15 protein-coding genes and 1 pseudogene are annotated in these 12,807 nt (G+C 69.6%); 8 read left to right on the top strand and 8 right to left on the bottom strand.

Annotated elements, in window-relative coordinates:
* Positions 1-150: 150 nt before the first annotated feature.
* Genes JWR81_RS24265 through JWR81_RS24290 form a run of 6 tightly spaced genes read left to right on the top strand, consistent with a single transcriptional unit; the run spans position 151 to position 6,111 of the window.
* Positions 151-1,017, top strand: coding sequence for a sugar phosphate isomerase/epimerase (locus JWR81_RS24265; protein WP_297657604.1), 867 nt, complete (start codon positions 151-153; stop codon positions 1,015-1,017).
* On the top strand, positions 1,010-1,900 hold the full coding sequence (locus JWR81_RS24270) for an SMP-30/gluconolactonase/LRE family protein (protein ID WP_297657607.1): 891 nt from the start codon (positions 1,010-1,012) through the stop codon (positions 1,898-1,900). The genes JWR81_RS24265 and JWR81_RS24270 overlap by 8 nt, the downstream gene beginning before the upstream one ends.
* Positions 1,901-1,929: 29 nt before the next feature.
* Positions 1,930-2,970 carry a Gfo/Idh/MocA family oxidoreductase gene (locus JWR81_RS24275; protein ID WP_297657611.1) on the top strand — a complete coding sequence of 347 codons (1,041 nt, stop codon included), beginning with the start codon at positions 1,930-1,932 and terminating at the stop codon, positions 2,968-2,970.
* A 32-nt stretch (positions 2,971-3,002) separates the two neighbouring features.
* Complete coding sequence (locus JWR81_RS24280; RefSeq protein ID WP_297657613.1) at positions 3,003-3,740, top strand: hypothetical protein; 738 nt, start codon at positions 3,003-3,005, stop codon at positions 3,738-3,740.
* Complete coding sequence (locus JWR81_RS24285; protein ID WP_297657623.1) at positions 3,733-5,067, top strand: NAD(P)/FAD-dependent oxidoreductase; 1,335 nt, start codon at positions 3,733-3,735, stop codon at positions 5,065-5,067. The genes JWR81_RS24280 and JWR81_RS24285 overlap by 8 nt, the downstream gene beginning before the upstream one ends.
* A 24-nt stretch (positions 5,068-5,091) precedes the next feature.
* Positions 5,092-6,111: an LLM class flavin-dependent oxidoreductase gene (locus tag JWR81_RS24290; protein ID WP_297657626.1), complete on the top strand. Its 1,020-nt coding sequence runs from the start codon at positions 5,092-5,094 to the stop codon at positions 6,109-6,111.
* An 8-nt stretch (positions 6,112-6,119) separates the two neighbouring features.
* Here JWR81_RS24290 and JWR81_RS24295 read toward each other — a convergent pair whose 3' ends face one another.
* From JWR81_RS24295 to fdxA, 7 genes and pseudogenes are all read right to left on the bottom strand, one after another.
* On the bottom strand, positions 6,120-6,557 hold the full coding sequence (locus JWR81_RS24295) for a hypothetical protein (RefSeq protein ID WP_297657629.1): 438 nt from the start codon (positions 6,555-6,557) through the stop codon (positions 6,120-6,122).
* A complete protein-coding gene (locus JWR81_RS24300) occupies positions 6,554-7,549 on the bottom strand; it encodes a sugar phosphate isomerase/epimerase (protein WP_297657632.1) in 996 nt (331 codons plus the stop codon). The genes JWR81_RS24295 and JWR81_RS24300 overlap by 4 nt, the downstream gene beginning before the upstream one ends.
* 406 nt (positions 7,550-7,955) lie before the next feature.
* Positions 7,956-8,270 carry a hypothetical protein gene (locus JWR81_RS24305; protein ID WP_297657635.1) on the bottom strand — a complete coding sequence of 105 codons (315 nt, stop codon included), beginning with the start codon at positions 8,268-8,270 and terminating at the stop codon, positions 7,956-7,958.
* A 504-nt stretch (positions 8,271-8,774) separates the two neighbouring features.
* Positions 8,775-9,245: a CHAD domain-containing protein gene (locus JWR81_RS24310; RefSeq protein ID WP_297657644.1), complete on the bottom strand. Its 471-nt coding sequence runs from the start codon at positions 9,243-9,245 to the stop codon at positions 8,775-8,777.
* Positions 9,136-10,362, bottom strand: a complete 1,227-nt coding sequence (locus tag JWR81_RS24315; RefSeq protein WP_297657647.1) for a CHAD domain-containing protein — start codon at positions 10,360-10,362, stop codon at positions 9,136-9,138. Before JWR81_RS24315 ends, JWR81_RS24310 begins: the two co-directional genes overlap by 110 nt.
* A 21-nt stretch (positions 10,363-10,383) precedes the next feature.
* On the bottom strand, positions 10,384-10,743 hold the full coding sequence (locus JWR81_RS24320) for a hypothetical protein (protein ID WP_297657650.1): 360 nt from the start codon (positions 10,741-10,743) through the stop codon (positions 10,384-10,386).
* Between the two features lie 36 nt (positions 10,744-10,779).
* Positions 10,780-11,101: pseudogene (gene fdxA / locus JWR81_RS24325) on the bottom strand (ferredoxin).
* A 393-nt stretch (positions 11,102-11,494) separates the two neighbouring features.
* On the opposite strand from fdxA, the gene JWR81_RS24330 reads away from it, so the two are divergent.
* Together JWR81_RS24330 and JWR81_RS24335 are read left to right on the top strand one after the other, a co-directional pair.
* Complete coding sequence (locus JWR81_RS24330) at positions 11,495-11,890, top strand: hypothetical protein (protein ID WP_297657652.1); 396 nt, start codon at positions 11,495-11,497, stop codon at positions 11,888-11,890.
* A 342-nt stretch (positions 11,891-12,232) separates the two neighbouring features.
* The gene (locus JWR81_RS24335) at positions 12,233-12,451 is read left to right on the top strand and encodes a hypothetical protein (RefSeq protein ID WP_297657655.1); all 219 of its coding nucleotides are present in this window, start codon (positions 12,233-12,235) and stop codon (positions 12,449-12,451) included.
* Between the two features lie 249 nt (positions 12,452-12,700).
* On the opposite strand, the gene JWR81_RS34505 is transcribed toward JWR81_RS24335, so the two are convergent.
* On the bottom strand, positions 12,701-12,807 hold a 107-nt coding region (locus JWR81_RS34505), incomplete at its 5' end, for an FCD domain-containing protein (protein WP_367278845.1).

Below are 12,807 nucleotides of genomic sequence, written 5' to 3' on the forward strand. Positions count from 1 at the left end.
TCGCGGCGGGGCACTCGACGGGGCCGAGCTCGTGGGATGGCTATGCCGCGACCGTCGTGACCGACGCGGCGTTGGCGGCGCACCGCTCGGGCGCGCGGGCGGTGGTCTCGATGCGGGAGCGCCCCGATCTCTACAAGGAGCCCTGAGCGCATGGTGAAGATCGCGCTCGACCCCGCGATGTATCATGCGGAGCTGTCGGTGGCCGACGAGGTGCGCAAGGCCGCCGAGCTGGGCTACCGCTACCTGGAGCTCTCCCCGCGCGCGGACTTCTTCTTCTGGCACCGCTACCCCAAGGCCGACGACGCCGCGGTCGCCGAGGTTCGCAAGGCGTGCGCGGAGACCGGTGTGGAGATCGCGACGCTGGTGCCGGTGTTCGACTGGTCCTGCCCCGACGAGCAGGAGCGCCAGGCCCAGGTGCGCAACTGGCGGCGGCTGTTGCAGATCGCGTCCGACCTGGGGTGCCCGATCGTCAACTCCGAGCTGTCGGGCGACCCGAACGACCCGGTGCGTTCCGAGCACGCGTTCTACAAGTCGCTCGAGGAGCTGGCTCCGATGTTCGAGGAGCACGGGATCGGGCTCAACCTGGAGGCCCACCCCTACGACTTCGCCGAGCGCAACGACGAGGCCGTGCAGATCGTCCGCGGGCTGAACCTGCCGTGGGTGAACTACGTGTTCTGCGCCCCGCACGCCTTCCACCTCTCCGACGGGGCGGGCGATGTCCGTCGGATGATCGACTACGCGGGAGAGCGCGTGCGGCACGTGCACGTCGCGGACTGTTTCAACCACCGCGCGAACGTGGGCAACCGCTACATCCTCAACCCGCCCGGTGTGGACGCCCGGGTCCACCAGCACAACGAGATCGGCCACGGCGACCTCGACTGGGACGAGTTCTTCGGCGCGTTGCGCGACAACACCTTCGACGGCATCGTCACGGTCTGCGTGTTCGGCTGGGAACAGGACGCCGACGCGATCCACCGCCGGATGCTGGAACGGGTGAAAGCCGAGCTCGGTGGCTGAGCCGGTGCAGGTCGGGGACATCACCTGCGTGCTCGACGCGCGCGCCCAGCTGGGGGAGTGCCCGGTCTGGTCGGTCGACGAGCAGGCCCTCTACTGGGTCGACATCCTCGCGCCCGCCCTGCACCGGCTCGACCCCGCGACCGGTGCGACCCGCACCTGGTCGATGCCCTCGCGCATCGGCTCGTTCGGGCTGCGCGAGACCGGCGGCGCGGTGGTGGCGCTCGTCGACGGCTTCCACCTGCTCGACCTCGACACCGGTGCGCTCACCTTCGTCGCCGGCCCCGAGCGCGTGCCGGGCACCCGGTTCAACGACGGCAAGGTCTCACCCGAGGGCCGGTTCTTCGCCGGGACCATGGACGAGGAGCAGCTGTCCCGCCCGATCGCCGCGCTCTACCGGCTCGACCCCGACCACACCCTGCACCGGATGCTCGACGGGCTGATCGTCTCCAACGGCCTGGCCTGGACCGCCGACGGCGCCACGATGTTCCACTCCGACAGCAAGGGGCCGGTGGTCTGGGTCCACGACTACGACCCGGTCCACGGCACGGTCACGCACCGCCGCGTCCTCGCCCGGCCCACCGACGAGCAGGGCCGCCCCGACGGCGCCGCGGCCGACATGGACGGCTTCTACTGGAGCGCCGGGATCTCCGCCGGGGTGCTCAACCGCTGGGCGCCCGACGGCCGGCTCGACCGCTCGATCCCGCTGCCCTGCTCCAACCCGACCGCCCCGTGCTTCGGCGGCCCGGACCTGCGCACGATCTTCGTCACCTCGCTGCGGCACGGCATGGCGCCGGACGTACTGGCCGCCAAACCGCTCTCGGGCGGGATCTTCGCCGTCCGCGTCGACGTACCCGGCGTTCCGATCGCCCGCTACCGGGGCTGAGGCCGGCCGATGGAACCACGGAGGAAGCGATGCTGAACGTCTGCATGGTCGGTCACGGGATGATGGGGGTCTGGCACTCCGAGGCGCTGAAGGGCGCGGACTGCCGGCTCCACACGGTCGTGGGTCGCCCGCCGGCCGACGGGGCCGCCCCCGTCCCCACGGCGGGGATCACACCGCCGTCGACGCGGGAGTTCGCCGGCCGGTACGGCTACGAGAAGTGGACCACCGACCTCGGCACCGCGCTCGACGACCCGGCCGTCGACATCGTCATCGTGGCCGGGCCCAGCGAGACTCACGCCGACATGACGATCGCGGCCCTGGAGCACGGCAAGCATGTGCTCGTGGAGATCCCGATCGCGATGAACCTGGACGGGGCCGAGCGGGTGGTGGCCACGGCACGCGAGCGCGGGCTGACCCTCGGCGTCGTGCACCCGATGCGCTTCCGCCCCGAACGGACGGCGGTCGTCGAGCGCATCCACAGCGGCGCGGAGCGGATCAGCCACGTCCAGGGCCGGTTCTTCATCCACCGGCTGCAGAACATCGGGGCCACCGGTCTGCAGCGCAGCTGGACCGACAACCTGCTCTGGCACCACACCACGCACCTGGTCGACCTCGGGCTGTGGATGGTCGCCGGGGGCGACATGGCGACCGTCGAGGACCGCATCCGGAGCGTCTACAGCGCGTACCCGCCGATCGAGCCCCGCACCGGCATCCCGATGGAGCTGGTGCTGGTGGTCGAGACCCGCGACGACCAGACGATCGTCTGCACCGGCTCCTACTACTCGGGCGAGTACATCTACGAGACGCTGGCCGTGACCGACCACGACAGCTACCGCGTCGACGAGCGCCGGTCGACGCTGACGACACGGGCGGGGGAGCAGCGCGTCGCGTCCGAGCAGGAGAACGCCGAGCTCATCGCCCCGGACTTCGTGGCCGCCGTCAGCGAGGGCCGTGAGCCGGCGGTGCCGGGGTGGTCGGTGCTGCCGGCGATGCGGGTCCTGCACGAGGTGCAGGAGGAGTGGGACGCGCGCCACGGCGCCCGGGCGCTGCCCGGCAGGCCCGTCGTCTGACCAGCTGATCGAACACCGACAGAGAGGTCGCCATGACCAGCGCACCCCAGCTCGACCCGCTGCCCGACGGAGTGCTCGACAAGCTCCGGCAGGCCAGCGCGTCCACGATCGCCACACAGCTGTTCAAGCGGGGCTTCCGGCAGCCGCAGCTGCTCGGTGTCCGCCCGCTGAGCCAGGTGGCGGACGGGTTCGTCGCCGAGGCCTTCACCATGCGGTTCATCCCCGCCCGTGAAGACGTCAACACCGCCGACCCCTACCGCAGCGGCAACACCCTGCAGTGGGAGGCGATCGAGTCCGTCCCACCCGGGCACGTCATCGTCGTCGACAGCCGCGGCGACGCCCGGGCGGCGTCGGGCGGCGACATGCTGATGACGCGCGCCATGAAGCGCGGCGCAGCCGGGTTCGTCACCGACGGCGGCCTGCGCGACGGGCACGTGCTGGCCCAGCTGCCCTTCCCCACCTACGCGTCCGCCGTGACGATCACCACCCGCGCCGCGTGGCACCAGGTCGCCGACCTGCAGGTGCCGATCGGCTGCGCCGGGGTGGCCGTCTACCCCGGTGACGTGCTCGTCGGCGACCGGGACGGCGTCATCGTCGTGCCTCGGTCGATCGCCGCGGAGATCGCGGACCCCTCGCTGGAGCAGGAGCAGCTGGAGGCCTACGTGAGCACGAAGATCCACGCCGGTGAGCCCCTGCAGGGCAACTACCCGCCCGGCGAGGACACCATCGCCGAGTTCAAGGCGATGCGGGAGGAGGCCTCCGGTGACTGACCGCGTGGTGGTGGTCGGCGGCGGGTTCGGCGGGCTCAACGCCGTGCGTGCCCTTGACGGCGCCGACGTCGAGGTCACCGTCGTCGACCGGACGAACCACCACCTGTTCCAACCGTTGCTCTACCAGGTGGCCACCGGGATCCTGCCGCCCGGCCTGATCGCGCCCGCGCTGCGGAGCGTGATCAAGAAGCAGCGCAACGCGCGGGCGCTGCTGGCCGACGTGTACGACCTGGATCTGGACGCGAAGGTGGTGCGCGCCCACGGGCCCGACGGGCGACCGGTCGAGCTGCCCTACGACACGCTGATCGTCGCGGCCGGGGCGTCGCACTCGTACTTCGGCAACGACCACTTCGCGGAGTTCGCGCCCGGGATGAAGACGATCGAGGACGCCCGGTACCTGCGCGACGGGATCCTGTCGAAGTTCGAGATGGCCGAGATCGCCACCGATCCGCAGGAGCGCGCGGAGTGGCTGACGTTCGTGGTGATCGGCGCCGGACCCACCGGGGTCGAGCTCGTCGGGCAGATCGCCGAGCTGGCGCACGTCGTGCTGCCGCGCGACTACCGGACCGTCGACACCCACGAGGCGCGGATCATCCTGCTGGAGGGCGCGAGCGCGGTGCTGCCGCCGTTCGCGCCGAAGCTGCAGGCGTACACGCAGCGGAAGCTGGAGAAGGAGGGCGTGGAGGTTCGGCTGAACACGCTCGCCGTCGACATGGACCACGAGTCGATCACGGTGAAGGGCCCGGACGGGCCGGAGACGATCCGGGCCCGCACCCGCATCTGGGCCGCCGGCGTGCAGGCCTCCCCGCTGGCGCGCATGCTCGCCGACAAGACCGGGGCACAGACCGACCGCGCCGGGCGGATCCCGGTCAACCCCGACTGCAGCCTGCCGGGACACCCCGAGGTCTTCGCCGTCGGCGACATGGTGTCGCTGAACGGTCTGCCCGGCGTCGCCCAGCCCGCGATGCAGGAGGGCAAGTACGTCGGGAAGGTCATCCGCGACCGGATCGCGGGGAAGACCGCGGAGCCCTTCGCGTACTTCGACAAGGGCACGATGGCCACGATCGGCTATCGGTCCGCGGTCGCCGACGCGTTCGGCGTCAAGGTCACCGGGCTGATCGCCTACGCCATGTGGGCGTTCATCCACGTGCTCTACCTGGTGGGCTGGGGCAACCGGCTCGGCACGCTCTACACGTGGGCCCGCGGGATCTGGTTCGGGCACAACCGCGCCCACCGGATCATCACCTTCGAGACGGCCCGCGACGAGCTCGCCGAGGGCCGCACCGCCTCCGGGCGGCCGGCCCCCATCATGCCGCCGCCCAGGTGACCGCACCGAGATGATCGCGTTGACGTGAAGGTGTTCGTCGAGCTCACCGACTTCGCGGCCACCGCCGGACGCCGGCAGCTGCGCGACCGGGTCCGGCAGCTGGAGGACGCCGGGGCGGACGGCGTCAGCGTGTCCGACCACCTGTTCGTCACGACCGCCGGGCGGCCGCGCGGCGACGGCGTCACCTCCAGCTGCGACCCCGTGACGACGCTGGCCGCCGTCGCCGGCATGGCCGAGCGACTGGAGGTGCAGACGGTCGTCATGAACGCGGCGTGGATCCACCCGGCCCTGCTGCTCCGGCAGTTCAGCCAGCTCGCCGTGCTCGTCGGCGGCGAGCGGGTGACCGCCGGGCTCGGCGCGGGCTGGAGCACCGAGGAGTTCGCCGCGCTGGGCACGGAGCTGCCCCTGTTCCGGGACCGGATGCAGCGGTTGGAGGAGGTGCTGGCGCTGGCCCGGACCCTCTATGACGAAGGCACGGTGACCCTGGAGGGCTGCACAGTGGTGGCCAGGGACCTGCCGCTCGTGCCGCGGCCGGACGTGCCGCCGCGACTGCTCGTCGGTGGCGGTTCGGACCGGGTGCTGGCCATGGCCGGCCGGTACGCCGACGTGCTGGACCTGCATGGGGACCCACGCCACGGCCGCGTCGCCGGCGCGACGATGGCGGAGGCCGCGGCCGCCGACGTGCACCGCCGCGCCCTGACCACCGTCGAGGACCTGGCGTCGCGCATCGAGCTGGTGCGGAAGTCGGCGCAGGAGGCGGGCCGGCCGTATGACGCGGTGGGCGTGTCGACCCAGATCTGGTTCACCGTCTTCGGCTCGCCCGCTGACGTCCGGGCCGCGGAAGCCGATCTCTGCGCCACCTGGGCCGGGATCTCCGACCGGCCCCTGGACCGCAACCCGTACCTGCTGCTGGGAAGCCCCGCGCAGATGGCGGAGGCCCTGCTGGAGCGGCGCGAGGTCTACGGGCTGGAGCGGATCTCGTTGAAGGAGGACGGAGTCGACCCCGTCCGGTTCTGCCGCGAGGTCGTACCGCTGCTGCCCTGAGGAGGCTGTCACACCACGCGCGGCAGGGTCCGGACGACGAGCCGCTCCTCGACCGTCTGCCCGTCCAGGATCAACCGCACCCGCCAGACTCCCGTGCTGCGCAGCGGCGTGATCGGATCGCCCGCGATCACGCGCTCGTAGGCCTCGCGCGCCTCCCCGACGCTCGGGTAGGGCTCATGGTGCGGATGGCGGTCCAGCGGCCCCCGGATCTCGACATGGTGGGGTGCCGGGTCGTCCGCAGAGTCCTCTGCCTCGCCGTGCTCCCGCACGGCTGACAGGCGGGGCCGGCCGAGCACGAAGCGGCCGCTGGTGCGCCGGACCCCGATCCAGTCGTAGTTGACGGTGGCGAGCTTGTCCCACAGCGTCTGCGGCGTGCGGCACGACTCGACGATGGCGTACAGCTGCTGGCCGGCGTCCGGGTCGCCGAGGGAACGTTGGAGGGTCACGCGCTGCGGGACGCCTCGAGCAACGTCTCCGCCGCGGACTCCAGGCCCTCCAGCTGACCCAGCTCGGCGTCCTCGTGCTCGATGTTGACGGCCATGTCCGGGTCGACCTTCTGCAGCGCGGCCAGGAACCTGCTCCAGTAGGCGACGTCGTGGCCGCGCCCGACCGCGACGAAGTCCCACGAGGAGCTCTCCGGCCAGGTGCTGAGCGTGTAGCGGCCGCCCAGCGAGATCGCATTCGGGTCGTCGGCGGCCACGCGACCGTGCCGGTCGTCCAGCACGCCGTTGACCTGCACGGCGTCGTTGATCCGGACGTCCTTGGCGGCGGCGTGGTAGACGAGCCCGCCCAATGCCTCGATCGCGCGGACGGGGTCGATGCCCTGCCACATCAGGTGGCTCGGGTCCATCTCCGCGCCGACATGTGTGGCGTCGATCTGCTCTGCCAGCCGCAGCATCGTCGCCGGGTTGTAGACGACGTTGTGCGGATGCATCTCGATGCACACCCTGACGTCGGCGTCGACCGCGCGGGCCTGTACGTCGCGCCAGTACGGGACGGCGACCTCGTTCCACTGGTAGTCACGGGCGTCGAGGTAGGAGGAGTCCCACGGCAGTACCGACCAGGCCGGCAGCTTCGCACCCGCATCGGTACCGGGCAGCCCGGACATCGTGACCACGCGCTTGACACCGAGCAGCGCTCCGAGCTCGATCGCGTCGAGGACGTCCTGGCCGTGCTTGTTGCGCACCTCGGGGTCCGGGTGCAGCGGGTTGCCGTTGCAGTTGAGGGCGGTGAGCGTGATCCCGGCATCGGTGAACATCCCGAGATACGTGTCGCGGGCGTCCTGGCTCACCCGGATGTCGGCGATCGGAAGGTGCGGTGCGGGGAGGAACCCCCCTGAGTTGATCTCCGCGCTGGTCAGGCCCAGGTCGCGCAGCATTGTGAGGGCCTCGGCGATCGGCTTGTCGTGCAGGACAGCGGTGTAGGCACCGAGCTTCATCTCGTCATCATGCGCTCGCCTGCCGCCGGCTCCTCGTCGGGCGGAACCGAATCCCGATGGTCGGGAAAGCTATCGAACACAGCTCTCGCGCCGAATGACCTGCCGCGCTGGGCGCCGACGGTCTGGCGGGCGACGCGTGTACCGAACCACATGCTGCTTCGCCGCCATCGCGCTGCTCACGCAGTCAGCATGGTCATCGTCGCGGGCACTTCTTCGCGTCAATCTGCCACCGGGAAGAAGGTTGGAGGGACGGATCCTTGGCGCGCACCAATTGAACTGAGATTCGTTATCGCACCACGGGATCCACATTCCCGTGAAGGCCGGTTCCTGGTGCAATGGTTCGCCGCGTTCGGTCTCGGTGCCGCCTTGAGGCCGACGACCCAGAGGCGGACGAGGCCGTCGCGGATCATCGGGCCCATGGCACGCATGGGGTTCCGAACGAGGGACCGTTGCCCGCTCCCGAGGCACCGACGACCAGGACGTGCTTGCCGCGGACGCGGAGCAGGAACGGTACGCCGCGCTCGTTGTCCCCGACGTCCAGCGCGCCGAGGTCGACCTCCTCCGACGTGACGGGGATCGGTGCGGCGACGATGTCGCGTTCGACCGGCATCCGGCGCTCGATCACGACGGTGAGGACGCCGGGCCGGGCGCGGGTGACCGCGACGCGGTGGGCGCCGAGGGCGTCGGCGAAGGCGAGGGTGTGGTCGGTCCGATGCTTCACGTCCTGGCCCCGGATCATTCGTACCCGGAGTGAGCTTGACCTCCGGAGCAGGACAGCGCGAGTGGGGGTGTGGCGAAGGTGGGGGAGATCCGTGCTCGGGCGGCGCTGAGGTGGAGCCCGACCTGCCCAGTGATGCGTTCGGCGTCATCCGCCCATCGTTGGGAGCGTTCCGGTTCGGGCAAGGACTCGTAGACGACCATGAGCCCGTTCAAGGCCTCGAACAGTTCCGCCACGGCCGCGTACCGCGCCGCTTCGGCCGGGTTCAGTGATGTGTTCACGTGTTCGTTGATACGGCAGCCGCGGCGGGGAGTGGGGGCATGCGCTGCGACGAGACGGTGAACGTTCGTGCCTGGCCCGCTCCAGGTCTGGCGCCGTGACCGGCGCGGCGAGATCGCGGGATCGTGTGGGCCGGGCCGCGGTCACGGGTAGGCGAGGGTGTAGCGCCGGGCCCGGGTGACGGGGTCGGGCTCGGTGGCGCGCCGGTAGATCGCCGCGATCCTGGTCTCAGGAGGTAAGCCATGCCGTGTTCTTGGGTGTGCGCAGCCTGTTCCAGGCCCGGGGCAGGGCGTGCTCGATTTCTCTGGCGCGGACGGTTTCGGTGGCATAGAGAATGCCATAGGTGAAGCCGTTACCGCCGTCGAGGTGTGCGTTTATGGCAAGTTCGCGCAGCACCGGTCGGGCAATCACCGTGTCGTGGTGCTCGCCGAGCAGGTCCTGCACCGCCGCCAGCTGTTGGCGTAGCCGCGTGGCGGGTTTGCCCACAGCCGGCTCGACGGCCTCGATCGCATAGCGCAGCCGCTTGGCGGCCTTGCGCGCCTCGTGCAATGCCACGTCGCGGCTGTCCCCGGACGGAAGGGAGATCGCCTCATCCATGGTGCAGCTCACCCTCCGGTATGCCCGCAGGATGCTCCTGGGCAGTTCTTGTTTCGCCGGGCGCCGGGCACGCCTGGTCAGCGGTGGATCGGCGAGCAGCATGTCGATCGCGTCCTGCACGGCCCCGATAGCGGTCGCTGCCCAAGGCAGCGAGCAGTCGCTCCCGGGCATCGGCACGTCGGCGCGCGAACGCCTTATCGATGTCGGCGGAGACCGGTCCCAGCTTCACATCGTCGGGTAGCTGATTCAGCATCGAGGTGAACCGCTGACTCAGCACCTCCGCGTCACGTGCGCCCGACAACTCAGCGCCGATCCATTTGAGCTCGTTGGTGAGCGACCGGGTGCGGTCGCGCGCGAGTACCCGGCCGAAGGCCTGCAGCGTGCTCCGAATACGTCGAGCTGCGACCCGCATCTGGTGGACCGCGTCGGGTGTGTCTTGGCGCACCAGTGGGTCGTAGCGGCGGAGGGCCTCTGCTTGTGTCCTCAGGTAGTCGAGCACGACACGTCCTGCCGACCCTGGTCGTTCCCGGTCCGTGGTGACCCGATGCGGCGGGAGCCGATCGACGAGCAGCCGACCGAGTTTCGAGTTCCACGTCGAGCGTCGTGCGCCGAGTTCGAGCAGCCAACTCTCGATGCGATCCAGTATCTCGAGATCACCCTGTGGGGCGAGTTCGACCTCGATCTCGCGCCAGGAGTCCGTCCGGGTCTGCGCACCCAGCGTGCATGCGACGACGTGATCATCGACCAATTCAGCGAGTTCGTGCCCATCAGCCTCTGTCAGCCGCCATCGGCGTCGGTGCGTGGTCAACTCGGCCACCGGCTCCAACGCCGAGCCTCGGGTGTGTGCCCGAGCCAGCTTGACCAGCTTTGCCGGCGGTCGGCGGCCATCGCCCAGAGGCAGTCGCAGCTCGTCACGGCTGTCCCGGCCGGCGGGCAGCTTCATGTGCCAACCCGGATCAGGCCCACCCTCCCGCCGCCGCAGCGTGATCCCCGCACGGAGCAGCCGCAGGTCGGCAGTGTCGTAATAGACCGCCGTGAGCACCTGTTCCTCGACGTCACCATTGAGTCCCAGCGATTCGAGCGGATTCGGCAGCTCGAGCGCATCCGCCGCCTCGTATTTGCGCTCGGTCTCCTGCACAACCGTCAGGCTCGTCGTCGTCGCCACCTCTTCTCGGGCTGACCGGATCTCGTCCGCCACGCGGGGGTCGGACGTGTTCACCCCCGCGCCTACTGCGGATACCTACACCCTCAGTCGCATTGCCTCGAGCATTCCGTGCAGATGCGCCACGGCGAGCTCAATGTCATAGTATTTCCGTTGTCCGGCCCGCGACTCCGCGGCCAGCAGACCGCAGCGGTGAACCTTCTCGAAGTCACCGTAAGGAAACTTGTAATGCTCCTTACGATCCGGATCTTGTTGATCGTCAACCCCGAGGTGCCACTTCGCGTATTCACCCATTCCGTGCTGCTCGATGAAAGCGTTCTCCTGCCGCGCAGAGGGCTGGTGCTCACTCCATGAGTCGCGGTCGTCGATGACGTACTGACCCGACGCGATGAGCTCGCGAGCATGGTCGAATGCCTTTTGATTCATGGTGACTGTCATTTTCTCCATCCCCAGTCGAGATCATGATTGAGTCGGTCAGCTCACGCCGTCGTGCCGAGGCGGCAAGGTCGCGGCCGGGCCGACATCGTGGTCGATTCGGCCTACCTTTGATGCGCCACCCCGGTGAGCCGACCTCGTCGAAGAAGTCGGCGTTCGCCTGTAGGTGCTCCACTCGCTCGGAACGTCGTCCTTGTAGAAGATCGCCTCGACCGGACACACTGGCTCGCAAGCACCCAGTCCACACACTCGTCCGGATGGATGTACAACGTCCTCCGGCCCGTGTAGATGCAGTCGACCGGGCATTCCTCGATGCCCGCCCTGTGACGTCCACACTTGGCTCCGTGATCGCATAGGTCACCGGGTGGATCTCCGCGCGGGATGGACGTTCGGTCGAGGTACGCCTCGATCCGCTCCAGCACCAGGGCAAGCAGAAGGCACCCGGTCACTGTGCGGCGACGCCGGTCAGCCCGGCATCAGCCCGCCGGCACCAAAATCGCTCGCGTCGTGGACCTCACGGAGCAATGTCCCGAATCACCAGAGATGACGCCAACGCGTCAGATCGAGCAGTTGCACGTCGCCTTTGTGGCTGACTTCGGTCCGGCCGTCTCGACGAGCCCGACTGCCTGTGTGTGCCGCGTGTGTCGACATCTGCTGACTCCGGGCCGGGACCTGCCGGTGCGAAGCCGGGCAGTCCGCTCGGCGCCCCGTGGTGCTTGATCACCTGTGGGGCCGGCTGGGGATCGACGCGGCGATGGCGCGGCTGCCGGCCGGGCGGGTGCTGTTCGCCCTGGTGGCGAACCGGGCGTTGGATCCGTCCTCGAAGATGGCCGCCGCCGGTTGGGTGAACCGCCGCCCGCACATCGACGGCCTCCCCGAGGTCAGTGACGACGCCTGCTATCGGGCGATGGACTGGTTGATCGAGATCGCGCCCGAGCTGGAGAAAGAGGTGTTCTGGCAGGTCGCCACCCTGCTCGACAGCCAGGTCGACCTCTTTTTCTTCGACACCACCTCCAGCTACTTCGAGATCGAAGAACCCGACCAGCCGGTCGTCCACGACGACCACGGCCGACGACTGCCCGACCACCCCGCATGCTGCGCGAACTCGCTTCTAGAGCACCCGACCCCACGCGGACCGACCCGGCCGTGATCAGCCGTCTCAACCGCGAGTTCCTCGAGCTAGCCGGGCCCCTCACCGTCGTGCGCGTCGTCCTCCAGGCAGGCCACGACCTCGACGAGCTACACCCTTGGCGCTGCCCGAGTTGTTGGAAGCCTCGCCCGGCAACGCCTGCTCGAGACGGCCGGCCGATGAATCACAGCACGCTCCACCAGCCCGCCGGGCCCAGCGCCGACAGCGACATGACCAAGGACACGATCAAGGCAGTCATCGGGCACTCGCCGCACTTCGCGGACAGTCTGTCGGCGTCGTGGGTGGTGCCGGATGTATCGAGAAAAGGCAGTTTCCGCGTGCGTCGAGGGTGAGACTTGGAGCATGGCAGATCCTGAGTACTTCCCTCCCCGGATTGGCGACCACGTCCAGATCAAGACCCCCGGCCGCGTCGTCCAGTTGCGCCTCCTCGCCGGCGTGCCTGGCGCTGTCGTGCAGCTGGACCCGATCAGCACGTTCACCCATGACCACCCTGACGGCGTCCAGCCGGCCCGCGTGTGGCTCCCGCTCGAGGCGCTCGTCGTCCTTCCTGCCAAGTCATGAGGCTCACAGCTTGTTGGCGGCTTGGTGGTGCCGGAGGTCCTCGACACCCCTTCTGAACCCGCTCGGACTGAGCGGGTTTCAGGTGAGTTCGCGATAGTCGGCGTGCCTGAAGGCCCCCAACCAACCGATACCCGAGCGCTGGCTGAGCGGGCTACAGACGAGCACCGCGCTCGCCAGCACGCACGGGTCCGCGGAAGTGGTCGTATTCGGCTGGTGCCGCGTCGCGTTCGGCAGGAGTGGGCGGCCGACTCACACGACCGCTGCTTCGGTTCGGGCGATGTGCGCGCGGCTGGCGGCCGCGGCGGCGTCCGGCTGCCGGCGGGCGATGGCGTCGACGATGGCGCGATGTTCGGCGA

Source organism: Pseudonocardia sp. (assembly GCF_025965585.1).
In the GTDB taxonomy this organism is placed as follows: Bacteria; Actinomycetota; Actinomycetes; order Mycobacteriales; family Pseudonocardiaceae; genus Pseudonocardia.

Excerpts from the sequence above, each read along its gene's own strand:
- JWR81_RS24330 (WP_297657652.1), top strand. The coding sequence starts at position 11,495 with ATGGCGCGGCTGCCGGCCGGGCGGGTGCTGTTCGCCCTGGTGGCGAAC.
- JWR81_RS24320 (WP_297657650.1), bottom strand. The coding sequence starts at position 10,743 with ATGACAGTCACCATGAATCAAAAGGCATTCGACCATGCTCGCGAGCTC.
- JWR81_RS24280 (WP_297657613.1), top strand. The coding sequence starts at position 3,003 with ATGACCAGCGCACCCCAGCTCGACCCGCTGCCCGACGGAGTGCTCGAC.
- JWR81_RS24275 (WP_297657611.1), top strand. The coding sequence starts at position 1,930 with ATGCTGAACGTCTGCATGGTCGGTCACGGGATGATGGGGGTCTGGCAC.
- JWR81_RS24335 (WP_297657655.1), top strand. The coding sequence starts at position 12,233 with ATGGCAGATCCTGAGTACTTCCCTCCCCGGATTGGCGACCACGTCCAG.
- JWR81_RS24265 (WP_297657604.1), top strand. The coding sequence starts at position 151 with ATGGTGAAGATCGCGCTCGACCCCGCGATGTATCATGCGGAGCTGTCG.
- JWR81_RS24300 (WP_297657632.1), bottom strand. The coding sequence starts at position 7,549 with ATGAAGCTCGGTGCCTACACCGCTGTCCTGCACGACAAGCCGATCGCC.
- JWR81_RS24310 (WP_297657644.1), bottom strand. The coding sequence starts at position 9,245 with ATGCTGCTCGCCGATCCACCGCTGACCAGGCGTGCCCGGCGCCCGGCG.